The sequence below is a fragment of the Desulfovibrio sp. ZJ200 genome (genome assembly GCF_011039095.1).
Lineage (GTDB): Bacteria > Desulfobacterota > Desulfovibrionia > Desulfovibrionales > Desulfovibrionaceae > Desulfovibrio.
Map to the genome: position 1 here is coordinate 1 of NZ_JAAKEH010000004.1, position 26,576 is coordinate 26,576.

The 26,576-nt window shown below is 62.5% G+C and carries 22 protein-coding genes; 5 read left to right on the top strand and 17 right to left on the bottom strand.

The annotated features are described in order from the left end of the window. Positions 1 to 74 precede the first annotated feature (74 nt). The 6 genes from argJ to G7Y52_RS01975 form a co-directional block, all read right to left on the bottom strand. A complete protein-coding gene (gene argJ / locus G7Y52_RS01950) occupies positions 75 to 1,259 on the bottom strand; it encodes a bifunctional glutamate N-acetyltransferase/amino-acid acetyltransferase ArgJ (RefSeq protein WP_206215172.1) in 1,185 nt (394 codons plus the stop codon). Positions 1,260 to 1,601: 342 nt separating this feature from the next. Continuing rightward, the gene (gene fusA / locus G7Y52_RS01955; RefSeq protein WP_165065243.1) at positions 1,602 to 3,680 is read right to left on the bottom strand and encodes an elongation factor G; all 2,079 of its coding nucleotides are present in this window, start codon (positions 3,678 to 3,680) and stop codon (positions 1,602 to 1,604) included. Positions 3,681 to 3,778: 98 nt separating this feature from the next. Beyond that, positions 3,779 to 4,249, bottom strand: a complete 471-nt coding sequence (gene rpsG / locus G7Y52_RS01960; RefSeq protein ID WP_165065246.1) for a 30S ribosomal protein S7 — start codon at positions 4,247 to 4,249, stop codon at positions 3,779 to 3,781. Between the two features lie 300 nt (positions 4,250 to 4,549). Further along, positions 4,550 to 4,921, bottom strand: coding sequence for a 30S ribosomal protein S12 (rpsL, locus tag G7Y52_RS01965; RefSeq protein ID WP_165065249.1), 372 nt, complete (start codon positions 4,919 to 4,921; stop codon positions 4,550 to 4,552). A gap of 388 nt (positions 4,922 to 5,309) precedes the next feature. Further along, complete coding sequence (locus G7Y52_RS01970) at positions 5,310 to 6,158, bottom strand: hypothetical protein (RefSeq protein WP_241159560.1); 849 nt, start codon at positions 6,156 to 6,158, stop codon at positions 5,310 to 5,312. Between the two features lie 107 nt (positions 6,159 to 6,265). Beyond that, positions 6,266 to 8,956 carry a valine--tRNA ligase gene (locus tag G7Y52_RS01975; protein WP_165065252.1) on the bottom strand — a complete coding sequence of 897 codons (2,691 nt, stop codon included), beginning with the start codon at positions 8,954 to 8,956 and terminating at the stop codon, positions 6,266 to 6,268. Between the two features lie 38 nt (positions 8,957 to 8,994). On the opposite strand from G7Y52_RS01975, the gene G7Y52_RS01980 reads away from it, so the two are divergent. After that, positions 8,995 to 10,344 (top strand): BPL-N domain-containing protein, encoded by a 1,350-nt coding sequence (locus G7Y52_RS01980; RefSeq protein ID WP_165065255.1) that lies wholly within the window; start codon positions 8,995 to 8,997, stop codon positions 10,342 to 10,344. A 211-nt stretch (positions 10,345 to 10,555) separates the two neighbouring features. Here the strand turns inward: G7Y52_RS01980 and G7Y52_RS01985 are convergent, their stop codons facing one another. Then, entirely contained in the window at positions 10,556 to 11,842 is a 1,287-nt protein-coding gene (locus G7Y52_RS01985) for an L-serine ammonia-lyase, iron-sulfur-dependent, subunit alpha (protein ID WP_165065258.1), read from the bottom strand. Beyond that, positions 11,839 to 13,044, bottom strand: a complete 1,206-nt coding sequence (locus G7Y52_RS01990; RefSeq protein ID WP_165065261.1) for a dicarboxylate/amino acid:cation symporter — start codon at positions 13,042 to 13,044, stop codon at positions 11,839 to 11,841. Before G7Y52_RS01990 ends, G7Y52_RS01985 begins: the two co-directional genes overlap by 4 nt. A 17-nt stretch (positions 13,045 to 13,061) precedes the next feature. Here G7Y52_RS01990 and G7Y52_RS01995 point away from each other — a divergent pair, with 17 nt between their 5' ends. After that, complete coding sequence (locus G7Y52_RS01995; RefSeq protein ID WP_206215169.1) at positions 13,062 to 13,241, top strand: hypothetical protein; 180 nt, start codon at positions 13,062 to 13,064, stop codon at positions 13,239 to 13,241. Between the two features lie 312 nt (positions 13,242 to 13,553). On the opposite strand, the gene G7Y52_RS02000 is transcribed toward G7Y52_RS01995, so the two are convergent. Next, positions 13,554 to 14,453 carry a M23 family metallopeptidase gene (locus G7Y52_RS02000; protein WP_165065266.1) on the bottom strand — a complete coding sequence of 300 codons (900 nt, stop codon included), beginning with the start codon at positions 14,451 to 14,453 and terminating at the stop codon, positions 13,554 to 13,556. Positions 14,454 to 14,834: 381 nt separating this feature from the next. Here G7Y52_RS02000 and G7Y52_RS02005 point away from each other — a divergent pair, with 381 nt between their 5' ends. Next, on the top strand, positions 14,835 to 15,299 hold the full coding sequence (locus tag G7Y52_RS02005; protein WP_165065269.1) for an SMI1/KNR4 family protein: 465 nt from the start codon (positions 14,835 to 14,837) through the stop codon (positions 15,297 to 15,299). A gap of 224 nt (positions 15,300 to 15,523) precedes the next feature. Here G7Y52_RS02005 and G7Y52_RS02010 read toward each other — a convergent pair whose 3' ends face one another. After that, positions 15,524 to 16,282, bottom strand: a complete 759-nt coding sequence (locus tag G7Y52_RS02010; protein WP_165065272.1) for a tRNA 2-thiocytidine biosynthesis TtcA family protein — start codon at positions 16,280 to 16,282, stop codon at positions 15,524 to 15,526. A gap of 352 nt (positions 16,283 to 16,634) precedes the next feature. Here G7Y52_RS02010 and rpoZ point away from each other — a divergent pair, with 352 nt between their 5' ends. Beyond that, positions 16,635 to 16,874 (top strand): DNA-directed RNA polymerase subunit omega, encoded by a 240-nt coding sequence (gene rpoZ / locus G7Y52_RS02015; RefSeq protein ID WP_165065276.1) that lies wholly within the window; start codon positions 16,635 to 16,637, stop codon positions 16,872 to 16,874. 576 nt (positions 16,875 to 17,450) lie between these two features. Next, positions 17,451 to 18,563 (top strand): molecular chaperone DnaJ, encoded by a 1,113-nt coding sequence (gene dnaJ / locus G7Y52_RS02020; RefSeq protein ID WP_165065279.1) that lies wholly within the window; start codon positions 17,451 to 17,453, stop codon positions 18,561 to 18,563. Positions 18,564 to 18,623: 60 nt separating this feature from the next. Here dnaJ and fliW read toward each other — a convergent pair whose 3' ends face one another. The 7 genes from fliW to G7Y52_RS02055 form a co-directional block, all read right to left on the bottom strand. Continuing rightward, positions 18,624 to 19,169 (bottom strand): flagellar assembly protein FliW, encoded by a 546-nt coding sequence (fliW, locus tag G7Y52_RS02025; RefSeq protein ID WP_165065282.1) that lies wholly within the window; start codon positions 19,167 to 19,169, stop codon positions 18,624 to 18,626. Then, complete coding sequence (gene csrA / locus G7Y52_RS02030; RefSeq protein WP_165065285.1) at positions 19,148 to 19,384, bottom strand: carbon storage regulator CsrA; 237 nt, start codon at positions 19,382 to 19,384, stop codon at positions 19,148 to 19,150. Before csrA ends, fliW begins: the two co-directional genes overlap by 22 nt. A 12-nt stretch (positions 19,385 to 19,396) precedes the next feature. Continuing rightward, the gene (gene flgL, locus G7Y52_RS02035; RefSeq protein ID WP_165065288.1) at positions 19,397 to 21,010 is read right to left on the bottom strand and encodes a flagellar hook-associated protein FlgL; all 1,614 of its coding nucleotides are present in this window, start codon (positions 21,008 to 21,010) and stop codon (positions 19,397 to 19,399) included. Positions 21,011 to 21,022: 12 nt separating this feature from the next. Continuing rightward, the gene (gene flgK / locus G7Y52_RS02040) at positions 21,023 to 23,170 is read right to left on the bottom strand and encodes a flagellar hook-associated protein FlgK (protein WP_165065291.1); all 2,148 of its coding nucleotides are present in this window, start codon (positions 23,168 to 23,170) and stop codon (positions 21,023 to 21,025) included. Between the two features lie 3 nt (positions 23,171 to 23,173). Further along, the gene (locus G7Y52_RS02045; protein ID WP_165065294.1) at positions 23,174 to 23,641 is read right to left on the bottom strand and encodes a flagellar protein FlgN; all 468 of its coding nucleotides are present in this window, start codon (positions 23,639 to 23,641) and stop codon (positions 23,174 to 23,176) included. Between the two features lie 181 nt (positions 23,642 to 23,822). Continuing rightward, positions 23,823 to 25,301, bottom strand: coding sequence for a rod-binding protein (locus G7Y52_RS02050; RefSeq protein ID WP_165065297.1), 1,479 nt, complete (start codon positions 25,299 to 25,301; stop codon positions 23,823 to 23,825). Position 25,302: 1 nt separating this feature from the next. Beyond that, a complete protein-coding gene (locus G7Y52_RS02055) occupies positions 25,303 to 26,415 on the bottom strand; it encodes a flagellar basal body P-ring protein FlgI (RefSeq protein WP_165065300.1) in 1,113 nt (370 codons plus the stop codon). Between the last annotated feature and the right edge of the window lie 161 nt (positions 26,416 to 26,576).

A 26,576-nucleotide genomic window follows, 5' to 3' on the forward strand; every position in this document is an offset into this window, starting at 1 on the left:
GGAAGGTCATGGGCAAGGTGAGCCTGCGGGAAAAAGCATATCCTGTTGACAACACTTTTTCCCGGTATTCTGCCTCAGGATCTGTAATCCGAATTCAGCGTGACGTATTCATGCCCCAGATCCGAGGCCTGCAAAGCATACGCGCCCGGCCCGTCGCCCAGGCTGATGTCCACCGTCACATCCCTGGCCTTGAGCAGTTCGGCCAGCTTTTCCTCCTGATCGTCATTCACGGGCCGGCCCTTGCAAAAGCGCTCCACCCCGCAGAGCCGCAAGCCCACCTGGGCCGGGTCGAAGCGCGCGCCGCTGTAGCCCACGGCCGTGACGATACGCCCCCAGTTGGCGTCCCCGCCGTAGATGGCCGTCTTGACCAGCTGGGAATGCCCCACGCTGCGCGCCACGCGCGCGGCGTCCGCGTCGTCCGCCGCGCCGGTCACGCTGATATGGATCACCTTCTTCGCCCCTTCGCCATCCATGACCAGCATATGCGCAACCGTGCCCAGAATGGCGGTGAGCGCCTCTTCCAGGAGGGTCAGATCAGCCGTGTTGCGGGCGGCAACGCCGGACGCGCCATTGGCCAGGCCCAGAATGGTGTCGTTGGTCGAGGTGTCGCCGTCCACACTGACCCGATTGAAGGTTTTTTCCACGGCCCGGCCGAACATGGCCTGCCAGGGGTCACGCGCAACGCTCGCATCCGTGAGGGCCACGCAGAGCATGGTAGCCATGTTCGGGCAGATCATGCCCGCGCCCTTGGCCATGACCGTCAGCCGCACCGTGCCCCCGGAAAGCGCCAGCTCGCGCGCGGCAAACTTGGGAAAAGCGTCCGTGGTCATGAAGGCGCGGGTAAAACCCTCGGCGTCGCGGCTGCCCAGGCTTTGCGCCAGAGCAGGGACGGCCGCGCGCCAGAGATCCATTTTGAGCGGCGCGCCCACCACGCCCGTGGAGAGGGGCAATATCTCATGCGGGGCAAGCCCGATGGCCTCGGCCGCCATTGCCTGCGTGGCGCGGCAGTCGGCAAGGCCCTGTTCGCCGGTGCAGGCGTTGGCCTGGCCGGAATTGGCCAGCACCGCGCGGGCCGTGCCGTATCGGGCCAGAATTTCCTGGCAGACCAGCACGGGCGCGGCCTTGAAGACATTTTGGGTAAACATGCCGGCCAGCACGCAAGGCCGGTCGGATACAATCAGCCCCAAATCGTCGCGGCCCGGCTTCTTGAAACTGGCTGCCGCGGCTCCGGCCCTGAACCCTTTGGGAAGATCGTTGATCATTTTGCAACCTCACTCAGGCGATACTCTGATGCTCTACGCGCCTGTATCCTGCCCGGCCACGCGCAATGGTCCTAGAGCAGATTACCTTTGACTTTTTATGAAAGTCAAAGGTGGCATTCAGGCGAAAAACGCGGTTTTCGCCTGAATGTACGCCGCGTTGCGGCGACTGCCGCTTTCGCGTCAGCAGAGCATTTTCAAAGAGAAAATGCTCTAATGGATCAGGGCGTATGCAAATCGCGGGAATTTCGCACTATCTGCAAAATTCCCGCGAGTAGAGCGTTTTGCTCATGAAAGCAGCTAAACCCCGTTTGACGCGGCCTGCGGCAAAAAGGCCCGCAGTTACGACTTGGCTTTCTGGATTTCTTCCGCCAAAGCCGCGGGCACGCGTTCGTAATGGTCAAACTGCATGGTGAACGTGGCCCGGCCCTGGGTGCGCGAGCGCAGATCCGTGGCATAGCCGAACATGGCGGCCAGGGGCACCTGGGCACGCACGCTCTGCGCGCCGCCGGCGCGGGCTTCCATGCTCTGCACGCGGCCGCGGCGACCGTTGAGATCGCCCATCACGTCGCCCAGGTATTCCTCGGGCGTGACCACTTCCACATCCATAATCGGCTCCAGCAGCACGGGAGCGGCCTTGAGCATGGCGTCCTTGATGGCCATGGAACCGGCCACATAAAAAGCCTGTTCGGAGGAGTCCACTTCGTGATAGGAGCCGAAGACCAGATTGACCTTGAGATCCACGCAGGGGAAACCGGCCAGCACGCCGGACTTCATGGCGTCCTTGATGCCCTTGTCAATGGCCGGAATATATTCCTTGGGGATCACGCCGCCGGTGATCGAGTTGATGAATTCATAGCCCTTGCCGGGATTGGGCTCCACCTCAATGACGCAGTGGCCGTACTGGCCGCGCCCGCCGGACTGCTTGGCGTGCTTCATGTCCGATTTGGACGGCTTGGAAATGGTCTCGCGGTAGGCCACCTGAGGCTTGCCCACATTGGCGTTGACGTTGAACTCACGGGTCAGGCGATCCACGATGATTTCCAGATGCAGCTCGCCCATGCCGGCGATCAGGGTCTGATTGGTTTCTTCGTCGCCCTTGACCCGGAAAGAGGGATCTTCTTTGGCCAGCTTGTTCAGCGCCGCGGAGAGCGCGTCGCGATCCGCCTTGGTCTTGGGCTCGATGGCCACTTCAATGACCGGCTCCGGAATATTCAGGGATTCCAGGATCACCGGGCGCTTTTCATCGCAGAGCGTGTCGCCGGTGGAGGCGTTTTTCAGGCCCACCAGAGCCACGATGTCGCCCGCGCCCGCCCATTTGATATCCTCGCGCTTGTTGGCGTGCATCTTGAGAATGCGGCCGATGCGCTCCTTTCTGCCGGTATTGGCGTTGAACACGCCGCTGCCCGACTCCAGATAGCCGGAATAGATCCGGAAAAAGGACAAATGGCCGATGAAGGGATCGGAAAAGAGCTTGAAGACCAGACCGGCCAGAGGCTCCTTGTCGTCGCAATGGCATTCGACGAGCGCATCCTCCTTGTCGGGCACATGGCCGGTCATGGGCGGAATGTCCACAGGCGAGGGCAGATAGGCCACCACGGCGTCCAGCAGGGGCTGCACGCCCATGTTGCGGAAGGCCGAGCCGCAGAGCACCGGGACGATGTTGCGGGCAATGGTGGCCTTGCGGACGCAGGAGATGATTTCCTCTTCCGTGAGGCTTTCGCCGCCCAGGTATTTTTCGAGCAGGGCTTCATCCTCCTCGGCCACGGCTTCCAGCATCTCATGATGCTTTTCCTCAAAAAGCTGCCGCATGTCGGCGGGCACATCTTCCACCACAAATTCCGCGCCCTTGGTGGACTTGTCAAAACGGATGGCCTTGCCGAGCACCAGATCCACCACGCCCTCGAACTTGTCTTCCGCGCCGATGGGCAGTTGCAGGGGCACGGCCTTGGTGCCCAGGCGATCGTGGATCATTGTCACGCAACGGAAGAAGTCGGCTCCGATGCGATCCATTTTGTTCACAAAGCAGATGCGCGGCACATGATAGCGGTCGGCCTGCCGCCAGACCGTTTCGGATTGCGGCTCCACGCCGGCCACGGCGTCAAAGACGCAGACCGCGCCGTCCAGCACGCGCAGGGAGCGCTCCACCTCAATGGTGAAGTCCACATGGCCGGGGGTATCAATGATGTTGATGCGGCAATCTTTCCAGAAGCAGGTCGTGGCGGCGGAGGTGATGGTGATGCCGCGCTCCTGCTCCTGCTCCATCCAGTCCATGGTGGACTCGCCGTCATGGGTTTCGCCGATTTTGTGCGAAACGCCGGTATAAAAAAGAATGCGCTCGGTCGTCGTTGTTTTGCCGGCGTCAATATGGGCCATGATGCCGATATTGCGCTGTTTGTCTACGGGAATGGTGCGGGACACGGTATTCCTCCATACTGCGGAAGCGGTGGTATACAACCGACGCCGCTTCCTTGCGGACGCGGCGTCGGAAGATGTTGGCGGATGCGGCCGGCGGCCTCTTACCAGCGATAGTGGGCAAAGGCCTTGTTGGCGTCGGCCATGCGGTGCGTGTCTTCGCGCTTCTTCACCGCGCCGCCGCGACCGTTGTAGGCATCCAGCAGTTCGGCGGAAAGTTTGGACGTCATGCCCTTTTCGCCGCGCGAACGGGCATAATTGATCAGCCAGCGGATGGACAGGGAGACCTGGCGTTCCGGGCGCACTTCCATAGGCACCTGATAGGTGGCGCCGCCCACGCGGCGGGCCTTGACTTCCATATGCGGCTTGACGTTGTCCAGGGCCTTTTCAAAAGCGCGCATGGGATCTTCGCCGGTTTTTTCAGCCAGGGTTTCCAGAGAGCTGTAAAAAATTTTTTCGGCCGCGCCCTTTTTGCCGTCGTACATCAGCCGGTTCACGAATTTGGTGACCAGGCGGCTGGAATAAAGCGGATCGGGCAGCACTTCCCTCTTGGGAACAGGACCTTTACGGGGCATGGGGTTTCTCCTTTACAAAACGCATTGCGGCGTCACCAACCCCGCCCCGCGCCCGGATATGCCGCAACAGCCGCCACACGCGGCCCCTTGGCAGTCTATTCCGGTGCGGGACATGGCGCACGCCGGACAAAGGAAAACAATTCGCCGCAACTGCGGCCTGCGGTGTCGATGCCGCTCAAGCGGCAATCTTTCCCGCGTTGCAACGGCACGAAACTCGCGCGCGGCCATCGCTTTGCCGCGTTTCGCGAAGCTTCCGCCGCGCGTGGACGGCGGACGCGATTTCCGCCGCCGAATCTGCGTCTACTTGGGCCGCTTGGCGCCGTATTTGGAACGGCTCTTGCGACGATCAGCCACGCCGGAGGTATCCAGCGTGCCGCGCACAATGTGATAACGCACGCCGGGAAGGTCTTTGACGCGGCCGCCGCGGATGATCACCACGGAGTGCTCTTGCAGGTTATGGCCTTCGCCGGGAATGTAGGCCGTCACCTCGATGCCGTTGGTCAGGCGCACGCGGGCCACCTTGCGCAAGGCCGAGTTGGGCTTTTTGGGCGTGGTGGTATACACGCGGGTGCAAACGCCGCGGCGCTGCGGGCAGGCCTGCAGGGCCGGGGTTTTTTTGCGCTTTACCGACGCCTTCCGCTCAATGCGGATAAGCTGGTTGATCGTGGGCATTATATTCCTCCATAATGCGCAACAGTTGAACCGACAAAACTCCAAGAGGGTTGGACATAGCCCACCGGGGCATACTCTGTCAAGGGCGCGGGCGCTTTTCCCGCGCTCTTGCGCGCGATTCCGGCATGAGAGCATTTTCCCCTATGCCTGATCGTCCGGGGCAGACCGTCACGGATCACCGCCGGATTTTCGGCACTGCCGTCCCGGCGGCGTTGCCGGGTGAGCAGGGGGCTTAATGAGGGCTGACCCTAGAGCATTTTGCTTTTGAAATTATTCAATTTCAAAAGCGGCGCTGCCATCATTTCGCGTCCAGAGCGCGGTCTGGACGCTCATTCGGCGCGGGCGTCCGCTCCCGCGGCCGCCAGAGCAATTTCAAAGTGAAAATGCTCTAGGGGCACGGCGTGAGAAACGAGGCCCGCTCTTCCCGCACTATCCCCAGAATTTCCTCCATACAGGCCAGGGTCGGACGCCCCTTGTTGCTTGTCAGCAGACGCAAAAGCCTGTCCACAGCCTCACGGCGGGTGGCGGCAAAACGGCTGTCACCGAGCAGATTTTTGCGTCCCAGCAGGGCCAGGATTTTTCCCTGACGCGCCACAAGGCCCGCATGCACCTTGTACAAGGGCTCAAGCGTGTCGCTCTCGGCCGCGGCCAGGACCATGATCGAAGTCGTATACAGGCGCTCCAGAAACAGGCCGTACAAATGCGCGCCCAAAAGACGCAGATGGGCTTCGCTTTCCGACGCTGCCTTGAGCATGGCTGTGAGCTGCGCCTCGGTGCGCCGGACAATGATTTCACGCCCGGCCGCTCCTGTCGGAGCCTTGCGCAGCACGGCCCGCTCCGTTGCAGTCAGGCCGGGCAGGCGTATGCCGGGATTCAGTTTGCGCAGCAGCCTGTTCTCCCGCGCGGCCTCCTCGGGTTTGCCGAAAAACAACGCATAGGTCCGATCCGATGCCACCATGCCGCTGAGCACCGCCGTCTGATCCCAATCGCCGGGCTGGGGACAGATGTCTTTGGGCACGGTCAACCCGATCTGATACGCAAAGCCTGCTTCCTTGAGCAGCCCGATTTCATCCAGGCCCTGCCGCAGGGCCTGGAGATCCAGCAGCGGGCGCATGGACGCCACCACCGCGGCCGGGCTCTCGCTGCCGCCCGCGACCGCCAGAGGGGAGCGCGGCATAAAAATCAGGCACAGGCAGACCAGGCAAGTGACGAGAAAGGACATGTTTGCGCGCGGCATACTGCCTCCGCTTTTTCCGGCTCACTGCGGCGGGGAAAATGGCTCCCTTGCGGGGCAAAATGCTCTAATGAGAGCTGACCCTGGCCCGTGGCGCGTTGACTGCTCGTTTATTCTTCGGCAAGGGCCTCCGCAAAGCGGGCCCGCAGTGCCTGCAACTTGGCTTTGGCGTCCAGGAGCTGCGTGGCGCGTTCCCTTTCGCGGGCCACCACTTCGGCCGGGGCGCGGCTTACAAAGCTCTCGTTGCTCAATTTCTTGTTCACGCCTGTCACGTCCTTTTCCAACCTGGCCAGTTCCTTGTCCAGACGCGCCAGCTCGCCGTTCAGATCCACGGCGCCGCGCAGGGGCACAATGACCTGGCAGCCCTGCACCACGGCCGAGGCCGAAGCTTTGGGCGCATGCACGTCGGCCCCCAGCGTCAGAGATTCGAGGCGGGCCAGGGTCAGCATCAGGCCCCGGTTTGCTTCGAGCAGCGCGGCCTGGGCCTGATCCACGGGATGCAGGAGCAAGCCCACCTTCTGGCCGGGGTTGATGCCCAGCTCGGCCTTGATGGTGCGCACGGCCACAATCACGCCCTGGATCAGCTCCATGCGGCAGGCTTCGGCCTCGCGCACGCAGCCGGGCCGCAGGGGCGGGTAGGGCTCCAGCGCGATATCCGTGGCTTTTTCCCCGGCCGCCACGGGCAGGGCCTGCCAGATTTCGGCGGTCACAAAGGGCATGATCGGATGCAGCAAAACCAGAATCTCCCGCAGCACAAGCCAGAGCACATACTGGGCCGTCTCTTTGCGCGCCGCGCCCTCCGCGCTTTCATCGGCCTGCATGCCGGGCCCCATATCCGGCTTGATCAATTCCAGATACCAGTCGCAAAACTCATTCCAGAGGAATTTGTAGCCGAGCTGGGCCGCGTCGTTGAAGCGGTATTCGGCAAGCGCCCGATCCATGTCCAGCTTGATCATTTCCAGGCGGTGCAGAATCCACTGATGATGGAGGCCCTGCACGCTTTCCAGATTCACCGCCCGCGGAGCTTCTTTGGGCAGGTTCATCAGGGCGAAGCGCGCGGCGTTCCAGAGCTTGTTCACAAAATGGCGGTAGCCCTCGATGCGATCTTCGGAGAGGCGGATGTCCCGGCCCATGGCCGCAAAGGCCGTGAGCGTGAAGCGCAGGGCGTCGCAGCCGTATTTGTCGATCATGGACAGGGGATCAATGACGTTGCCCGTGGACTTGGACATCTTGCGGCCCGTGGCGTCGCGCACCAGGGCGTGCAGATAGACGTCCCGGAAAGGCGCCTGCTTCATGAAATGCAGGCCCATCATCATCATCCGGGCCACCCAGAAAAAGAGGATGTCAAAGCCCGTGACCAGCACCGCGGTGGGATACCAGCGGGCCAGCTCCCTGGTCCGTTCCGGCCAGCCCAGGATCGAGAACGGCCAGAGCGCGGAGGAGAACCAGGTATCCAGCACATCCTCGTCCTGGGCCAGATCGGCCGAGCCGCAGGCCGGGCAGGCAGCCGGAGCTTCCTCAGCCACGATCAGCCTGCCGCACGCCTTGCACGTCCAGGCCGGAATGCGGTGCCCCCACCAGATCTGGCGGCTGATGCACCAGTCGCGGATATTGTCCAGCCAATGATAATACGTCTTGAGCCAGGATTCCGGCAGAATCCGGGTCAGCTCGGGCACGGCCGCGCGCGCGGCCGGGGCCAGCCTGGTAGCGGCCACGAACCATTGGGTTGAAACATGCGGCTCCACCACCGTATGGCAGCGGTAACAGTGCCCCACGGCGTGCTCCAGATCATCCACGCCCGCCAGATCTCCGGCGGCCTCCAGGTCAGCCGTGATGCTCTCGCGGCACTCCTGCTTGGAAAGCCCGGCATAGGGCCCGGCGGCCGCGGTCATCACGCCGTTTTCGTCAATGACCTGCACAAATTCCAGATTGTGTTTCCTGCCCAGCATCCAGTCGTTGTGGTCATGGCAGGGCGTCACCTTCAGCGCGCCGGTGCCGAATTCCCGATCCACATACTTGTCCGCGATAATCGGCACTTCGCGGCCCAGCACGGGCACGCGCACGGTTTTTCCCACCAGATGCCGGTAGCGCTCATCCTCGGGATGCACGCACACGGCCGTGTCGCCGGGGATGGTTTCCGGCCTGGTGGTGGCCACCACAAGGGAGCCCGAGCCGTCCGCAAGATGGTAGCGCACACGCCAGAGCTTGCCGCGCGTCTGCTCGTGCTCCACCTCGTCGTCAGCCAAAGCCGTGTGGCAGCGCGAGCACCAGTTGATGATATAGTCGCCCTTGTAGATCAGGCCTTGATCATAGAGCTGCACAAAAACCTTGCGCACCGCGGCCGAGAGGCCTTCATCCATGGTGAAGCGCAGCCGCGTCCAGTCCACGGACGCGCCGAGAGCGCCGATCTGATCCAGGATGCGGTGCCCGTACTCCGCGCGCCAGGCCCAGACCTTTTCCACAAAGGCCTCGCGGCCCACGTCCTGGCGGGTCTTGCCTTCCCTGGCCAGAGCGCGCTCCACCACATTCTGGGTGGCAATGCCCGCGTGATCCGTGCCCGGCGCCCAAAGGACGTTCTTGCCCTTCTGCCGGGCATGGCGGCAGAGCACGTCGATCAGCGTGAGGTTCAGGGCGTGGCCCATGTGCAGGGCCCCGGTGACGTTGGGCGGCGGGATGACAATGGAATAGGGCTCGCCGGGCGCGTCCGGGTCGGGCGTGAAAGTCTTGTTTTCTTCCCAGTGCCTGCGCCACCGGGCTTCCACGTCATGGGGCTCGTAGCCTTTGGGGAGGGTGTCCGCCATCTTGCTTTCTCCGTGAAAGGCGGCGATACTGCGCCGCTATGCACGACGCGCGGCCGATCTGTATTTTATGGGATGCGTCCCACATCTGGGGGCTCATGGCCTGGCGCGCGTTGCGCGCCCTGGGCCTGGCCTGCCGCCTGGTCAAGGGCAAAGAAATAGCTGAAGGCGCGCTTTTAGGCAAGCAGGGCCGGGCAGAGCGATCGTGCTCCCCGGGCTGCGCCTCCACGCCCCTTCTGCTGGTTCCGGGGGGCAACGCCCGCCTCAAGGCTCTGGCGCTTGGCAAAGCGGGGCGCGAGGCCGTGCGCGCATATCTGGCCCGGGGCGGCAGTTATCTGGGCTTTTGCGGGGGCGCGGGCCTTGCGCTCAGCCAGCGCGATGCGCGGGACGGCCTGAATATCTGCCCCTGGTCGCGCGCCGCCTATCCCGAGCGACTGCATCATCTGATTTCCGGCCATGTGCGGGTGCGCGCGCACTGCCAGGGCGACGCCAGGCTGCTGCCCGCCTTTCTTCAGGATGCGAGCCGCGCTCACGGCCTTTCCCTGCCGGTCTGGTGGCCGGGCCGTTTTGCCCCGGAAGAGCGTGACGACGTCAGCGTGCTGGCCGCGTACGCCGCGCCCGACACGGATTTCTGGCTTGCGGATTTGCCCCTGCAAGGCATTCCGGCACAGGTCTTCGAGGCCTGGCAGGCCTTGTACGGAGTCAATCTGTCCGCGGATTTTCTTACGGATCAACCGCTGGTGATCAGTGGGACGTTCGGCAAAGGCCGCTATGTTCTGAGCTATTCCCATCTGGAAACACCCGAAAGCCGCGACGCCAACGCCTGGCTGGCCCATTTGCTGCGCGCCCTGACCGGGCTTGAGCCGGGCGCGGAGCTGATCCCGGCCTGGAATCTGCATGAGCCGGGCGCGGCCTGGACGGACGACAGCCGCGGCGCGCCCCTGCTGGAAGGGTTGCGCATGACCCGCGCCCTGCTGGATCTGGCTGTGGATCACAATCTTTTTTTCGAGCGCACGCCCTGGCTCTGGGGCTGGCGCGCGGGCTTGCCGGGCGCGGCCTGCAACAATCTGCACGCCGCGCTCTGCACGGCCGTCAGCCTTGCGCCCGGCAAGGCCGCGCTGGACTTCTGGGATACGGCCCGCCCGCGTTTTGCCAGGCTCATGCCCCTGTTTCAGGCCGGAGCCGAAGGCTATCTGCTGGCCTGCCGTTTGGCCGAAACCCTGGCCCCCAGCCTGCCCGGCGCGGTGGACAAACGCGGCCTCAGCAACCAGCGCGAAGCCCTGTTCGGCCACGCCATGCACGGCGGCGGCCTGGTTGAGGAATTGCTGACCATTGTGGAGGAGTTGATCTACCTCTCCCAGGACTGCCCGGCGCGCGGTTCACAGGCCTGAGCACAGAGACGCCCGGCAGCGGCCCGCGGCAAACGCTGCCCCGAAAAGCCGCATTTTCCGGCGGGCAAGACGCTGGAGCATTTTCACTTTGAAAATGCTCTGCTGACGCGAAAGCGGCAGCCGCCGCAACGCGGCGTACATTCAGGCGAAAACCGCGTTTTTCGCCTGAATGCCACCTTTGACTTTCATAAAAAGTCAAAGGTAATCTGCTCTAGGTTTTATGCAGCATGATATCCAAAATCACCTTATCCGTCTCGCGCATGCCCGTGGAGCCCAAACGCCCCAGATTGGCGATGCAGGTTTCAATGTCCTCATCCACAATGCCTTCATTGCCGGGCACGGCCGAACCGCTCATGGCCAGCATGGCGGCCTGAATGCCCGCGCCCACGGCTGAAGCCACCTTCAGCGCGCAGGAACTTTTGGCCCCGTCGCAGATCATGCCCGCCATATTGCCCACCATATTGCGCACGGTCATTTCCATTTCCCTGAGCCCGCCGCCCAGGAGCAGGGCAATGCCGCAGGCCGCGGCCGTGGCCGCCACCATTGCGCCGCAGTGAGCCGAGAGCCGCCCCAGGTGGTGCTTGATGTGAATGGAGACCAAATGGCTCATGATCAGGGCCCTGGCCAGCTCCTCGTCGCTCTTTTCCAGACGGATGGCGCAGGCCACCACCGGCATGGTGCAGGTGATGCCCTGATTGCCGCTGCCGGAATTGCTCATCACCGGCATCATCACCCCGGCCATGCGCGCGTCCGCGGCCGCGGCCGTGAGCTTGATCGCAAAGCTGGGCATGTCGTCGGAGAGCATTTGCTGCCGTATCCGGGCGTCCATGCTCTTGCCCACGGCCAGACCGTACTGGGTTTTGAGACCTTCCTCGGCCACCTGGCGGTTCATGCGCGCGGCTTCCAGGATAAAGGATATTTCCTCCAGGGGCGCCGTGGTGGCAAAGGCATGGATGCCCGCCAGCGTCAGGGGCCAGGCTGCCCCGTCCGCGGCCTGGCCGTCGGCCCCGGCGCCCCGGTTCTTTTCAAAGATCAGCTCCTGCCCGCGCCAGACCCGGGTGATGTTGGCATGACTGTCCCGCAGCTCGGCCGTGGCCGTGGCCGCGCCGCTGACGGCCGTCACGGTGCAGAAAAGCAGCAGATCATTATCCGGCAGTTTGAGTTCCACCTTGCCGGCCCTGACCATGCCTTTGGCCTGCGCCACCTGCTCCGGGGTCAGATCCCGCAGGCATTCCAGGCCGAGCCCGCTTTTGCCGCCCAATGCTCCCACAGCGGCCGCAATAGCCAGGCCCGTCTCGCCGGCGCCGGGCACCATGACGCCCATGCCGTTCTTGAGCAGATTGGCGCTGACCTCCACAGTCAGGCGCTCGGGCGGCCGCCCCAGGGTTTCAGCCGCCCTGGCTGCCGCGAGGGCCACGGCAATGGGCTCGGTGCAGCCCAGGGCGGGCACCACTTCCTGATGCAGCAAATCAAGAAAGGCTTGCCGTGAACAACTCATGCATTCTCCATGTCCTGCGGGCTCTGCAGGGGCCCGAGCTCGCCGTGGCGGTTGAAAAGCCCCTCCAGCATCAGGGTCAGGGCCCCGTCGCCTGTGACGTTGCAGGCCGTGCCGAAGCTGTCCTGAAGGGCGAAAATAGCGATTAAGAGAGCCACGCCGGTCTGGTCGAAACCCAGCACGCCGGTCACAATGCCCAGCGAGGCCACCACTGTGCCGCCGGGCACGCCGGGCGCGCCCACCGCGAAAATGCCGAGCAAGACGCAGAACAGCAGCATGGTGCCCAGCGAAGGCAGCGTGCCGTAAAGCATCAGGCTGATGGTCATGCAGAAAAAGGTCTCCGTGAGCACGGAACCGCACAAATGCACAGTGGCGCCCAACGGCACCATGAATTCCACCATCGTCTTGCTGAGCACGGGCGAGCGGCGCGCGCACTCCAGGGCCACGGGCAGGGTGGCCGCGCTGGACATGGTGCCCACTGCCGTCAGATAGGCCGGCGCATAGTAGCGGAAAATCCTGGAAGGATTGCGCCCGGAAACCGCGCCGCCGATGCCGTAGAGCAGCGCGAGCCAGATGAAGTGACCCACGATCACCAGCAGCACCATGCTCACGAAAATGGGCAGATGCCTGGTCAGCGAGCCCTCATAGGCCAGGCCCATGAAGGAAAGGCCCACGAAAAAGGGCAGAATGGGGATCAGCACCCTGGTCACCAGCCAGGTCACCACGCGCTCCAATTCCATGAAAATCCTGCTCAGGGTTTCGGACTTGGTCCAGGCGATGCCCAGGCCGAAGAAAAGCGCGGTGATCAACGCGCTCATGACGCTGAACAGCGGCGGAATATCCAGACGAAAGACCATTTCCGGCAGGCTGCGCAAATTTTCCGTCTGGGTGGCGATGGAAAGATGCGGTATGATCAGATAGCCCGAGAACATGGAAAAAAGCGCGGCGCCCACAGAGGAAAAGTAGGCCAGGCACACGGCCGTCACCAGAATTTTGCTGGCGTTGCGGCCCAGGCGCACGATGGCCGGGGTAATGAAGCCCACAATCACGAGAGGCACCAGAAAGAAGATGATCTGACCGAAAATATGCCGGGCGGAAACCACCACGTCCATGACCGACTCGTTGGCCACAAAACCCAGCAGCGCGCCGATGATCAGCCCGGCCAGCAATTTGAGAATAAGGGATGCGTTACCTGTCTTGGCCATTTGGGCACTCCCCGTTGTTGAATGATGAACGCGCCGCCCCAGAGCATTTTCTCTTTGAAAATGCTCTGCTGACGCGAAAGCGGCAGCCGCCGCAACACGGCGTACATTCAGGCGAAAACCGCGTTTTTCGCCTGAATGCCACCTTTGACTTTCAGAAAAAGTCAAAGGTAATCTGCTCTAGAGCATTTTGCTTTTGAAATTATTCAATTTCAAAAGCGGCGCTGCCATCATTTCGCGTCCAGAACGCGGTCTGGACGCTCATTCGGCGCGGGCGTCCGCTCCCGCGGCCGCCAGAGCGTTTAGCTAATTTTATTAGCAAAACGCTCTAGATCCGCGGGCGCATGGCTCCAGCCCAGAGACACTGCAGAGGCAGTATAGACCAGGCTATCCCCGTAGTGCAACAACTAATGCCGGATGCGGAAATCTTGGGAGGAAGAAAAAGAAAATGCGGCGCGCAACGCTTTTCAGCATGGCCGCGGGAGAGCCGCCGGAAGAAAAGGCCTGCTTTGTCATTCCAGAATATAACGCATGGGATTGACCGGCACGCCGTTCAGGCGCACCTCATAGTGCAGATGCGGCCCGGTGGTGCGACCGCTCATGCCGATATAGCCGATGACTTCGCCGCGTTTGACCCATTGGCCGTTCTGCACGGAAAAACGCTGCATGTGCCCGTACTTGGTAATGATGCCGCCGCCGTGGTTGATTTCCACACTGTTGCCGTAGGCCCCGTCACGCCCGGCCAGAATCACCGTGCCCTGGGCAGGCGCCATGATCGGCGTGCCCATGCGGTTGCTGATGTCCAGGCCCTTGTGGAACTGGCCGCCGCGGCCGAACGGCGAGGAACGACCCCCGAAGCTGGAAGACACAAAACCCACCACCGGCCAGATGGACGGCATGGAGGCCAGAGCGTCGCGGTTTTCGCGCAGGGCGCGCAAAAGATCCTGCTGGCGGACTTCCTCCAGACGCACGGACTCGGAAAGCAAAGCCAGAAAATTCTGCATCTTGCGGGCAGCCAGCTCCTGCCGGTGCAATGGCAGGTAGGAGCGCGAAAAATCGCTCAAACGCTCCATGCCGCCGCCCACGTCGGCAGGGTCCTTTTCCATGTTCATCATGACCCGCAGCTTGGAATCAAAACGCTGCACGCGCTGCAAGTCCTGGCTCACAGCCGCGATCCTGCCTGTGAGATTGGCCAGCTGGCGGCGCTGTTCCTCAAGCACGCGCTGCGCGTTGGCGAGATCGTCGGCCAGAGGGCGCGATTGCAGCCAGGCGCGCGCCAGCCACACATTGCAGGCGATCAGCGCCAGGATCAGCACGCAGGCCGCAAAGCCGAACCAGCCGCGCATCCGCAGATTGCGGCTGCCGCTGCGTCCTTCCTTGAAGATGACGATATGGTATTTGCCGAGCAGCATGAATTTTCTATTATATGATCAGGCGCTTCCCCTGTCAATGCGCCGTTGCGCCGCATACAGGGCTGACGTATACAGGGCAGACGCATAAGATGCATCCGCCCTGCAAGGCCCTCGCCTGCTGCTGACAAGAAGCGCGCGGGCGTGTATAGTGCCTGCGAGCTTCGCGGCCCAGGGTCAGCCCTCATTACTCCACCTGCTGCAAAGCCGCCTTTTTCCGTCCGGCGGCGTTGCAAGGCCAACATTGACCTTGCGGTATGTTCAATACAGCTTCGCCCAATGTTGGCCTTGCGCCTTGCCGGCCGAAAAAATTCGGCTTTTCGCGGACGGTGTTTTAATGAGGGCTGCCCCTGGCAACGAACCGCCCACAAGGAGGAAAAGCCCATGCCGAAAAACGCGCCCGGCCCTGTGCAGACAGCCCACGCCGCTCCCGCTGCCGACGGGCGGCAGGCTTTGCAGGCTCTGCTGCCTGCATTTTACGCCGCCGCAGGTGATTTTGAAGATCTGAACGCCGCGCCGGGCCTTGGGCCGGAAGAAATCGCGGGCCTGGAAAAAAAGCTGGAATTCACTTTTTCCAAGGAGCTCAGGGAATTGATCGGCCATTGCGCCGCCCTTTCCATGGCCGGTCTGTCCGTCAAGGCCGCCGAGTTCGGCCCCATCGTCATGCCCGGCTCCGAAGCCCTGGTCATCGGCGAATTCTATCTTTACAGCCCCGGCGACCGCCTGCTCATGCTGGCCGGCGATCCGGCCGTGTATTATCTGGAACAGCACAACGGCGCGATTACCAAAATGGCTGACGGCATCATTGATTTTTTTGAAAAGACCCTGGTGAAATACCTTCAATCCTAGAGCATTTTGCTTTTGAAATTATTCAATTTCAAAAGCGGCGCTGCCATCATTTCGCGTCCAGAACGCGGTCTGGACGCTCATTCGGCGCGGGCGTCCGCTCCCGCGGCCGCCAGAGCGTTTAGCTAATTTTATTAGCAAAACGCTCTAGAGCAGATTGTTTTGAAACGCTCTGGGGCCGGATCGGCCCAGGCGCGTTTGCCGAAACAGCGCGACGCTGCCCGGCGTCAATCCGCATTTTCCGCGCCAGGGCTGTTTTTGCGCAGTTGCCAGCGGGTCAGGCCGTTCAGGATGCTGCGCCGGGCGTCTTTGCTCACGCCGTAGAGCTGTTCCAGATTGCGGGCCATGCTGCTGCGCGCGGTGCGCCCGGCCGAAGGGCAGGCATTGGCCCATGTTGGCAGTTCCCACTGCCGGGCGGCCTTGATGATATACTTCTTTTCCACCAGCAGCAGCGGCCGGATCACTTGCAGGCCCCCGTTGAAAAAGGGCTCGCTCATGCTCATGCCCTCCACCCGGCCGTTGCGGCAGAGATTCAGAAAAAACGTCTCCACCAGATCCTCGGCATTGTGGCCCAAGGCCAGATGGCTCAGGCCGTACCGCGCGCAAAGCTCGAAAAGCCGCTTGCGGCGCAGCCAGGCGCAGCGAAAGCAGGCCGAACGGCGCAGGTTTTGCTCCGAATGGGCCTGTGGCCCGTAATCCGTCACTTCCAGATGCGCGGCAATGCCCTCCTGCGCCAGCCAGGGCAGGAGCGCGGCATGGTTTTGCGGCGCAAAGCCGGGGTTCAGATGCAGGGCCATGAGCTCAAAACGGAACGGCACAATGCCCTGGCGTATTTTGAGCGTCTTGAGCAGGACGAAACTGTCCACACCGCCGGAGACCGCCACGCCCACCCGGCAGCCGGGCCAGAGCATGCCGGTTTTCTGCATGGCTTTGCCCGCGCTTTTGACGCAGACTTCCTGGGCAAAAGAACGCTTTTCCCTGCTCACGGTCTTTGCTCCGCAGGGCAAGCGCGCTGCCTGGCCCGCGTGCGCTGGCAGGCATACCCCGCCCGCGCCGCGCGCGGCATACACAATGCGGCGCAGGGCGCATGCATGCCGTCCGGGTCATGGGCGGGGTTCACAAAGCTGAATGCGGGCATGGTTCCTCCGGCCCTTGACGGACAACGCAAGCGCACCGTGCTGTTGACAGACTCGGCGCATACCCATATCATATCTTGTTTCGGCAGGTAAAGCCTTACTCCATGACATATTCGCGCCCGGCCCCTTTACATCCGGCCGGGCGGCATTATTTCTCAATCGTTCCCGTGCTGGCCTTACGGCCGCGCAAAGAGGAGGCAGCATGGCCCGCATTACTGTGGAAGATTGTCAGGAACGCGTGGACAACCGTTTTTTGCTGGTTCAAATGGCCATCAAGCGCGTCCACCAATACCGCGAGGGCTATGAACCCCTGGTGGAGACCCGCAACAAGGAAGTGGTCACCGCTCTGCGCGAAATCGCAGCCGGCAAAATCTTGCCGGACGACATGAGCCTGTACAATCCCCTGCCCGAGGGGCAGGAAGCGCCCGATACCGAAGGGTAGAGCGGTTTGCTGTTGAAAACGGCAACCGCTCTGGCGGCCGCGGGAGCGGACGCCCGCGCCGAATGAGCCTGAAAACCACGCTTTTCAGGCGCTTGTCCCGCTTGCGGGGAAATGATGGCAGCGCCGCTTTTGAAATTGAATAATTTCAAAAGCAAAATGCTCTAGAACAGCTTCCGTCCCATACAGCGCCGCTGCCCGGGCGGTTGCGGAAGCTGACCGCCTGAGCCCGGCAGACATGCCAAGGGCCTTGTGTTCGTGAAAATGCGCTCTGCGTTCGCGCGGGCAGTGCGCTGCATCGTTGTTGTCGCTATCTGTACGCCCTTGCGGGCTACAGCCACCGCGCCCGTACTTCGCTGCGCCCGAACGGGCGCAACCCTGCTCGCCTCGCTCCAGCCCTTACGGCGGAGCCGTTAGAGCGTTTTGCTCATGAAATCAGCAAAACGCTCAAGGGATCGTTGCGGCCTTCAGCGCAACGCGGGTTTTTCTGCACAACGCGGACAGCACATACGGATGGGGGGCTTGCGGCGCGCGCGCCGAGGCTGACCGATTGTCACACGCAACAGACCCGGGAAAATTATGATGCAGCGCGATTATTACGAGGTATTGAATGTCAGCCGCAACGCCGATGAGGCCGAGATCAAACGGGCTTACCGGCAGATGGCCATGAAATACCATCCTGACCACAATCCCGGCGACGCCGAATCGGAACAGAAATTCAAGGAAGCCGCCGAGGCTTACGACGTGTTGCGCGATCCTGAAAAGCGCGCCCGCTACGATCGGTACGGGCACGCCGGCGTGCAGGGGGCTGGCGCCGGGGGCTTTAACAGCGCGGACGACATCTTTGCCCATTTCAGTGATATTTTCGGGGATCTCTTCGGCTTTTCCTCGGCTTCGCGCGGGCCCAGGCCCATGGCGGGCGCTGATTTGCGCTACAATCTGACCATCAGCTTTGCCCAGGCGGCCAAGGGAGATGAAATCACGCTCTCCCTGCCCAAGCATGTGGTCTGCTCGGAGTGCAAGGGCAGCGGCGCAGCTCCGGGCAGCAAGGCCGAAAGTTGCCGCCATTGCAACGGCACGGGCCAGGTGCGCCGCTCCCAGGGCTTTTTTCAGATTGCCATGCCCTGCCCTGTCTGTCAGGGCAGCGGCCAGATGATCACCAAGCCCTGCCCCAAATGCAAGGGCGAGGGCATTGTGGCAGAGACCCGTGAGCTGGTGGTGCGCGTTCCCGCCGGAGTGGACACCGGCACCCGCCTCAGAGTGCGCGGCGAAGGCGAGCCCGGCGCGCACGGCGGCCCTGCCGGGGATCTCTATGTGGTGTTGACCGTGGAGCAGGACAAACGCTGGCAGCGCCAGGGTCAGAATCTGCTCTACAGCCATGAGATCAGTTTCGTGCAGGCCGCTCTGGGCCACAGGATTGAGGCGCCGGGCCTTGAAGGCCCGCTGCCCCTGGAAATCCCCAAGGGCATCCAGAGCGGCACGCTGCTGCGCCTTTCCGGCGAGGGCCTGCCCTACCCCGGTCGCAAGCAGCGGGGCGATTTGCTCGTGGAAATCAAAGTGCTTACTCCTACCCGCCTTTCGGATCGGCAAGTGGAACTCTTGCGCGAATTTGAGCAGGCCGAAAATCAGACGCCCCTGGGAAAAGTCAAAAAAGCGGCCAAGAAAATCAGCAAAGCCATGGGGCTGGAGTAGAGCGTTTTGCTCATGAAATGAGCCAAACGCTCTGGCGACAGCTTGCAGCGCGCCCGGCCGTCAGTCGATGTCGGCATCCCGGAGCCGCCGGCTTTCCGCGTTCTCTTCCGCGGGCGCGTCTTCCGTTGCGGCGGCTGCGGCGTGCGCTGGCGCGGGCGCCACGGGCGTGAGCGAGTGCATGTTGATCTGCACGGGCCCTTCCACGCTCTGGGGCACTTGCAGGCCGATGCGCGCCTTATGGTTGATCACGATGGGCCCGGTCAGATTGAGCGCGGCTTTTTCCGGCTCGCCCGCCGGGATGGAGACGGTCACCAGAATCGCCGCGTCTTCCATGTTCTCAATGCGCAGCAACTTTTGCTCGGCATCGCCGATCATGACCGGGTAGCTCTGCAAAAAGCTATAGGGATCGGCCACCAGCAGACCAACCTGCGGCTTGTTCACGCTCTGCAGAATCAGCAACGGAGCCTCAGGCCGGATCTGGAGCAGGATGAAGTCCTGCTCCTCCTCAAAACCGGCCAGGCCGCGCGGGAAACGGACGACTTTTTCAGTGTCGATGCGGCGTCGACCGAGGCGGGTGTCGATCTCTATTTCTTTGTTTCGTGCCATAGTTCAGCAGCCACCATAAGATCTTCGTTACTGGTTTCCAGAGCGCGGCGGTTTTCCTCAATGACGCGCTTGTAGACCTCTTCGCGGTACACAGTGGTATCCCCGGGCACTTCCAGGCCGATCTTGACCTGTTTGCCCTGCATACCGAGAATGGTTATGCGTATGTTTTCGCCCAGATACAGGCTTTCCCCAGGGCGTCTGGTCAATATCAGCATAGGCTGCCACCGTTAGATGTAATTGGCAAGGCTTAACTGCATAATCATGGATGAAGACTTGAGCACTGTGCTGTAGGTCAGCTGCTGTCGGGTAAGCTTTGTCAGAAGCTCAGTCAGGTCAATGTCTTCCGTATAACTCAATCGCTCCTGCTGGTCCAGCTTCTGAAAGCTGAGCACGTCCCTGGCCATTTCCACGCGGTTTTCCAGGCCGCCGATGCGATCCGCCTCGGTCAGAATGACCTCATGGGCTTTTTTCAGATCCGCCAGCACCTGACCGCAGCCCGTGGCATTGTTGTTTTCGCAATAGGCCACAAGGTTGCCCACCACTTCAAAGAGGTTGGAACTTAAATCGCCGTCCTTGTTCAGGGCCGGTCTGCCCTGGTAATAGCCGCCGAAAATATCCTTGCCCACGCTGTTGGCGGGAATGTAGGTATCTTTCATGATCTCGAAATCCAACTCCGCGCGGGAGGGATGGATCAGGATCTGCGCGCCCGCGGGCACGGTGGAGACGCCGCCCGCAGCGCCGTTGGCGTCCAGATCCATGTAGCCGCCGGGCAGGGGCAGGCGCAGCGTGCCGCCGCCCGTGGTCTGCCCCTGGGCCGTGACCCAGGTGGACCCGCCATCCGAGCTGTAGGAATAGGTAAAGTCCCTGCCCGCGCTGTTCAGATCCGTGGCCGTGTCCATGCGCACCAGCATATTTTTTTTGAAGACCCCGCTGGCCTGCGACGCAAGGCCCGGCTGGCCGCCCATGATCGTCATTTCCGGCGGCGGGTCCTTGTCGTCGCCCTGATAGACGGCCGTGGGCCGGATATACAGCAGAGTGCCGTTTTCCGCGCCCGGCCCCAGTTCCGTAGCCGCGGCCTTGACCGTCAAGCCGGTGACGGTGGGCGGAGCCGTGCCGTTGTTCACGGATTTGGGCGGCAGGGTCACGCGCACGCCATCCGCCACCAGGGTGCTGTCCCCGGCAGCCAGCGCGGCGTCGTTCCAGGTTTTGCCGCCGTCCTTGGACCAGCGGTAGGTGAGGGCGTCCGCGCCCACTTCGCCGTCGCTGGTAAACTGGATCATCATGGAACTTTCCGACGCGCCTTCAATGACGTATTGCGGCGGCTTCCATTCCACGCCGCTGGCGTCCGTCACCGATTGCCAGTCCTTATCCCAGGTGGTCAGGGCCAGGCCCTCCTCAAAGGCGTTGACGTCATATTTATGCCCGGCAAAAATGCTCTTGCCTTCAAATTCGGTATTGGCCAGGTTGATCAACGAGCCGAAGATCTCCTTGACCCGAAAGCCGATCTGCTTGCGGTTTTCGGCGGTCATCTCGGTGTTGCTGGCCTGCTGGGCCAGTTGCTCCAGCTCCTGAAACAACTCGCTGACCCGGCTGCCGAGGATGCTGTCGGCCAGTTGCAGCCAGCCTGTGGCCGTGTCCGCGTTGCTCTGGTACTGCGTGGTGGCGTTGATTTCGTCGCGGCTCATGAGCACGCGGTAGGTTCCGGCCGGATCGTCCGAGGGCCGGTTTATTTTTTTCTGCGTGGAACCCTGCTCATTGCTTTCCATGTAGGCCGCAAGGTTCTTCTGCATCTGACCGACCATGCTGCCGTACATGGTGCGTTGGGTAATGCGTACAGACATGGCGCGCCTCGCTTATTGCTTGAGCCCCAGCAGGGTTTGCAGCATCTGATCGGCGGTGGTGATCAGCTTGGCCGCCGCCGTGTAGGAATGCTGAAATTTAATCAGATTGGACATCTCCTCGTCCATATTCACGCCGGACACTGAGGCGGTGCGCTCCGCCAGATCATCGGCAAGCGCGGTGTGGTACTCGGCGTTGGTTTTGGACAGACGGCGATCCGAGCCCACGATGGTGACCAGCCTGGCGTAATACTCCGAGATGGTCTGATTCCCGGTTGTCTTCCAGCCTGTGGAAATTGTTACGTTTTTGTCTGCCAGCTTGCCGATTTCCTGGGCGGTTACCGGGTCGCCCACGTTGACCTGGTGCTGGCCGTTGACCTGGCCGGAGGCGATCAGATTGGTGTCCGTGTGCAATTGGCTGTTGACGGCCATATTGCCGGAATTGTCGCCGCTGAAAAAGGTATTGACGCCCAGGGCCGCCATCAGGCCCGTACTGTCCGCGCCCATGACGAAGGTCATGCCCTCCGGGGGATTGGCCGCCGGATTGACTTCGATGATCAACTGCCCGGTCTGAATGCTCGCGTTGAGCGGCGGCGGCGCGAGAGGGTTGCCGTCTCCGTCCACCATGGAGTTGATGGCGTCGCGCACGTCCTCCAGGCTGTGCCGGGAAGGATCGAAATTCTGAATGCCGGGCGTGCCCGGAGCAAAGTCAAGCATGCCCGAGGAGACATACTCGCCGGTAGTCTTGTTATAAAAATGAAAGTTGACGTTGCCTGCCTGCAACCTGTCCGAAAACGGCAGAATGGCCTGCGCCGAGCCCAGGGGCTGGGTAATCTCCTGGATCGGCTGCTGGCCCTGAAGATATGTGAGCTTGCTGAGCCCCGCGCCCTGGCTGTGGATGCGGTTGACCTCCCAGATCAGGGAGGAGGCCGTGGCGTCCAGCTCATCCAGGTAGCGCCCGCAGTTGTCGTCACGCAGGTTGAAACAGGCCGCCAGCTTGCCGCCGGTGACGCGGTCCGTGTTGTCGGTGCCGTCAAAGCGGATCTGCGGGGTGATGTTTTCCGGGCCGCGCGAGGGCTCGATCCAGTACAGACCCTGTTTGGGCACGATGTCGAACTTGTCGCCGGTGCTGAAATCAGCGCCCGAACTGAAGGAAATCTTCAGATTCTTGACCAGCACCGGGTCCACATTGCCGTCGCCGTCATTGTCGGTGATGTCGTAGCGCAGCTCCTGGCCGTCCTCGTCGCGCAGCCAGGTCCGGCCGCCGTCAAGGGAGACCCGGTACTGCGGCGGGGGCGTGTCGCCCACACTGCCGCCGTTGACGATCTCCAGGGTGTACTCGTGACTGTCCGAGCCCTGAAATTCCACGGCGCCCGTATAGCCCGAGCCGATGGAAAGCCGGTTTTCGGCCTGCGGCCCCATGACCCTCAGCTCATAGGCGCTCAGGCCGTCCACCAGAGGCTGGCCGGTGGCAAGCTGCACGCGAAAGTCGCCCTTGCCTCTGTCCACGGTTTCCACATCCACCAGCGAGGAAAGCTCGCGCACCATCTGATCCCGCTTGTCCAGCAAGCTGTTGGGGTTGCTCACCCCGTCCACGGTGCTGGTGGTGATCTGCCGGTTGATGTCCGCAATGCTCCTGGCCAGATCATTGACGCGGTTCGTCGCGCTCTGGATGGAAACATCCATCTCCTGCTGAATGCTCTGGACGCCCTTTCTGGTGTTGTTGATCATGTCCACCAGATTGTCGGCATAGGCAAGCAGGCTCTCGCGGGAGGCGACATCTTCCGGACGCTGGGCCAGATCCTGCCAGGCCGTGAAGAATTTATTCAGCGAGGAGCTGACGCCCGCGCGGTTGGCCTCGTTGAAAATGTTTTCCAGCGAGGCCATGACCGTGTCGTGCTCGTTCCAGCGGGAGGAATTGGTGGCCTGCCGGATGTAGGCGCGTTCCAGAAAGGCGTCAAAAAAACGCAGAACCTGCTGGGCGTTGACGCCCAAGCCCTCTTCGCCCGGCCTGCCGATGATCCCGCCGGCGTCGCGCTGATCAACGTAGCGGCGGGAATAGCCTTCGGTGTCCGCATTGGCAAGATTGTTGCCGGTCACCGAGATCCAGGCCTGATTGGCCGTCAGCGCGGATTGGCCGATATTGAACAAGCCGTTGAGCATGGCCTAGAGCCTCCCGGAAATGAGCGCGGCCTGGGGGTGAGCCTGATAGCGCATGCCGCCTTTGCGGCCGTAGGTCTCGGCCTTGGGTGGCATGGCGCGGCTGGTCAGCGCCTGCAGGTTGCGGCTGCTTTGATCCAGCAGGGCCAGGGAAAGCTGGGCATTGCGCGAGGCCTGGCGCGAAACGCGCTGCTCGCTCTCGTCAATGGCCGCAAAACAGGAGCGCAGGGCCGAAGCCTGCTCTTCGGGCAAAAGAGCGGCATAGTCCAGCACCCTGCTGCCGTTGAGCTGCCTGATCACCAGGCATTTTTCCACGGCCAGCTGGCGGATCAACTCCTGCACGGAAAATTCCAGAGCCACCACGCCGTCCGTATCCCGCGCGAGCAGCGTCGTATATTCTTCTTCCAGCAGATCATGCAGCAACGCGAGCGCCTTGCTTTGGCGTGATAAACTTTCATGAATGATCTGGTACATATGACCTCGCTGCGTCCTTGGCGGTCATGGCATGGGCCGTGTTTTCGGCCGGGCCTCAGGTAGAAACTGCCACTTTGCCAGAATAAAGCAAAATCCATGCCGCTTTTCCGAAAGGGAGCGCGCTCACGCCACGCGCCGCAGCGCCGCTTTTGAAATTGCATAATTTCAACAGCAAACCGCTCTAGCCGCGCAAATCCCCGGCTGTCAGCGGCGGGATGACATAACTGCCCGCGGCCTGACCGCTTCCGTTGCCCGCGGCGGGCGCGGCAAGCGGCTGCATGGCCCGGGCATCCTGTACGGGAGCGCCCGGAATCGGGGCCTGCCCTGAAGCCTGTGAAGTCCCGCCCGGGCTTTGGGCCGCAGCCGGGCTTGCGATCGGCGCGGCCTGCGCCTGGGCCGCATGATAGGCGGCCAGGCCCGCGCCGGCGCGCTTGCCTGTGCCGGCCGCGTCCGTGCTCAAGGTGCGGATCAAGGCCTGACTGCGTCTATTCCGCCCCTTGGGAGGAATATTGGTTGTGTAGCGTACCTTGCGGATCTGCGGGGTCGGGGCCTCTTGAGCGGCCTGCGCGGCGGCCTGCGCCGGCGCCTGGGCTGAGCCCGGCCCGGACGCGCTCACTGTGCCCACGGGCTGGGTGGAAAGCGCGGCAGCCGGTTGCGGCGCGGACCTGGCGCCCGGCTGCATGGCTGCCTGCACGGCGGCCGCAGTGCCGATGCCCGCCTGCGCTCCCGGCCCGACCATTGCCGCGTGCTCCCCTGTGCCGGGCACGAGGCTTGCCGTTTCCTGCGTGGCCTGGAATGCAGGGGGCGCCTGCCGCGGCGCGCTTTGCAGCGGCGGCCGCACGCCAGCGGGGCCAAGCTTTGTGCCCGCCTCGCGCCGGGCCATGCGGGCGAGCTCCAGACCTGACGGCTCATGCCGACGCCGCGCGCCCTGACCGGCAGGAACAACCTCAATATGCGCCTGGGCCGGAGCCGCCAGCGCCTGTTGCGCGCGCAAAGCCGCCAAAGCCTGCTCCACCTCCGGCGGATTGAGCGAAAGAGGAGACGACGTGTCGCCCGTATCCATGTTTGCCGCCGTTGCGTCGGCATGCGGCGCGCCTGCGGCCCGGTCCGCTTCCAGCCCTCCGATCTGCGGCGCGACGCCTTCGTATACCGCGGCTGCCGGGTCCGGATCAGCCGACGCCGTGGAAACATCCGGGGCTTTTTGCGCTATCCCGGCCGGGTCTTCGGTCGCTGCGGGCAGAAGCGGCGCCGCGCCGGGCGTGAAAACCGGCGCATGACCGGTCCCGGCCGCGCTCCGGCTGGCCGAGACCAGATTGCGCGAAAGCTGGGCGTACATCATGTCAGCCAGGCCAATGCCTCCGGCGCTTGTCATTTTTTTGGACAATTCCTGATCATACATGTCCTGCCAGAATTTCTCCTCGCGCCCTTGGAGCAATCCCCCCTTGGGCAGGGTATTGCGCATTTCCTGCCACATTTTCTGGATAAAAACCGACTCGAAGCCCTCGCAAGCCTCGCGCAGCTTCCTGGCCTTTTGTTCGGGGCTGAGCTTCCTTCCATTGAGATCGCCGAGCCCGGCCAGGCGGCCTTGAAGCTCCCGGCGGGCATTCTCGTTCTGCGCGGCTTCCGGCGAAATCCGGGCGGATGTGAGGGGCGTGCTCATCTTAAATCACCTCCAGGGCCGCATGCAGCGATCCCGACGCCTGCAGGCTGCGCAATATGGAAATCAGGTCACGCGGCGTGGCGCCGATGGCGTTCAGGCCGTCTACCAGTTCCTGCAGGGTTGCGCCCTCCACCATGACAAGGCGGCGATCTTCCTGGCGCACGTTGATGTCGGTCTGGGGCGTGACCACGGTCTGCCCCTGGGAAAAGGGACCGGGCTGGGAAACCTGCTCGCCTTCCTGCACGGTGATTTGCAGATTGCCGTGCGCCACGGCCGCGCGCGTGATGCGCACATCCCGGCCCAGCACCACGGTGCCGGTTTTTTCATCCACCACCACCTTGGCCGGGGTATCCGGGTTCACTTCCAGATTTTCCACTGAGGCCATCAGGGGCACCAGATTATTCTTATACTGCGGCGGAATATCCATGCTCACGGTGCCGCTGTCCACAGCCCGGGCATAGGGGCCGCCCATGACCGCGTTGAGGCGCTCGGCAATCTGTTGGGCAGTGGAAAAATCCCCGTTGCGCATGTTCAGGGTCAGCTTGTCCTGTTGATTGAATTCAAAGGGTATGGCCCGCTCCACAATGCCGCCGCCGGGAATCAGGCCCACGGTGTTGATGTTTTTTGCAACTCTGGCCGCCGCGCCGGTGACCGAAAAGCCGCCTACGGTCAGCGGTCCCTGAGCCAGGCTGTAGGTTTTGCCGTCAACGCCCTTGAGCGCGGTCTGCAAAAGCACGCCGCCCAGCAGCGAGGTGGCGTCGCCCACCGAGGAGACGGTCACGTCGAGCCTGCTGCCGGGCTTGGCTGAAACCGGCATACGCGCCGTGACCATGACCGAGGCCACGTTTTTGATCTTCAACGCTCTGGAATCCACGCCCACGCCCATGCGATCCATCATGTTCTTCATGGAGCTCAGGGTGAAAACCGAATCTTTTTTATCGCCGGTTCCGGCCAGGCCCACCACCAATCCGTAGCCGATGAGCTGGTTGTCGCGCACTCCGGAAAAGGTGGCGATATCCTTGATGCGCACGGCCTGGGCGGGCAGCGCCCAACAGAGCAGCAAAGCCGTCGCGGCAATCCCGAGGAGATGATGGCGGGTGATTGTCAATTTCATGGCGCAAGCTCCTTGCCGGAATCCCGGCACAAAGGCTTATGCAGAAAGCGTGCCCGCCGGGGCCTGAAGCGCCTTCCTTGGCATCGCCGCGCGCGAAAGCGTTTTTCCTGAAGAGCGAGGCGCAAGAGGGAAAGGACAGCCACTGCGCAAGCCCAAGCGAA

Coding starts and splice junctions, on each gene's coding strand:
- G7Y52_RS01975 (WP_165065252.1), bottom strand. CDS start 8,956: ATGGCGGACACCCTCCCCAAAGGCTACGAGCCCCATGACGTGGAAGCC.
- fliW (WP_165065282.1), bottom strand. CDS start 19,169: ATGGCACGAAACAAAGAAATAGAGATCGACACCCGCCTCGGTCGACGC.
- rpsG (WP_165065246.1), bottom strand. CDS start 4,249: ATGCCCCGTAAAGGTCCTGTTCCCAAGAGGGAAGTGCTGCCCGATCCG.
- G7Y52_RS02050 (WP_165065297.1), bottom strand. CDS start 25,301: ATGAGCACGCCCCTCACATCCGCCCGGATTTCGCCGGAAGCCGCGCAG.
- csrA (WP_165065285.1), bottom strand. CDS start 19,384: ATGCTGATATTGACCAGACGCCCTGGGGAAAGCCTGTATCTGGGCGAA.
- G7Y52_RS02055 (WP_165065300.1), bottom strand. CDS start 26,415: ATGAAATTGACAATCACCCGCCATCATCTCCTCGGGATTGCCGCGACG.
- G7Y52_RS02005 (WP_165065269.1), top strand. CDS start 14,835: ATGCCGAAAAACGCGCCCGGCCCTGTGCAGACAGCCCACGCCGCTCCC.
- G7Y52_RS02000 (WP_165065266.1), bottom strand. CDS start 14,453: ATGCTGCTCGGCAAATACCATATCGTCATCTTCAAGGAAGGACGCAGC.
- G7Y52_RS02045 (WP_165065294.1), bottom strand. CDS start 23,641: ATGTACCAGATCATTCATGAAAGTTTATCACGCCAAAGCAAGGCGCTC.
- G7Y52_RS01970 (WP_241159560.1), bottom strand. CDS start 6,158: ATGCCGCGCGCAAACATGTCCTTTCTCGTCACTTGCCTGGTCTGCCTG.
- rpoZ (WP_165065276.1), top strand. CDS start 16,635: ATGGCCCGCATTACTGTGGAAGATTGTCAGGAACGCGTGGACAACCGT.
- G7Y52_RS01990 (WP_165065261.1), bottom strand. CDS start 13,044: ATGGCCAAGACAGGTAACGCATCCCTTATTCTCAAATTGCTGGCCGGG.
- flgK (WP_165065291.1), bottom strand. CDS start 23,170: ATGCTCAACGGCTTGTTCAATATCGGCCAATCCGCGCTGACGGCCAAT.
- G7Y52_RS01980 (WP_165065255.1), top strand. CDS start 8,995: ATGCACGACGCGCGGCCGATCTGTATTTTATGGGATGCGTCCCACATC.
- G7Y52_RS01985 (WP_165065258.1), bottom strand. CDS start 11,842: ATGAGTTGTTCACGGCAAGCCTTTCTTGATTTGCTGCATCAGGAAGTG.
- rpsL (WP_165065249.1), bottom strand. CDS start 4,921: ATGCCCACGATCAACCAGCTTATCCGCATTGAGCGGAAGGCGTCGGTA.
- flgL (WP_165065288.1), bottom strand. CDS start 21,010: ATGTCTGTACGCATTACCCAACGCACCATGTACGGCAGCATGGTCGGT.
- dnaJ (WP_165065279.1), top strand. CDS start 17,451: ATGATGCAGCGCGATTATTACGAGGTATTGAATGTCAGCCGCAACGCC.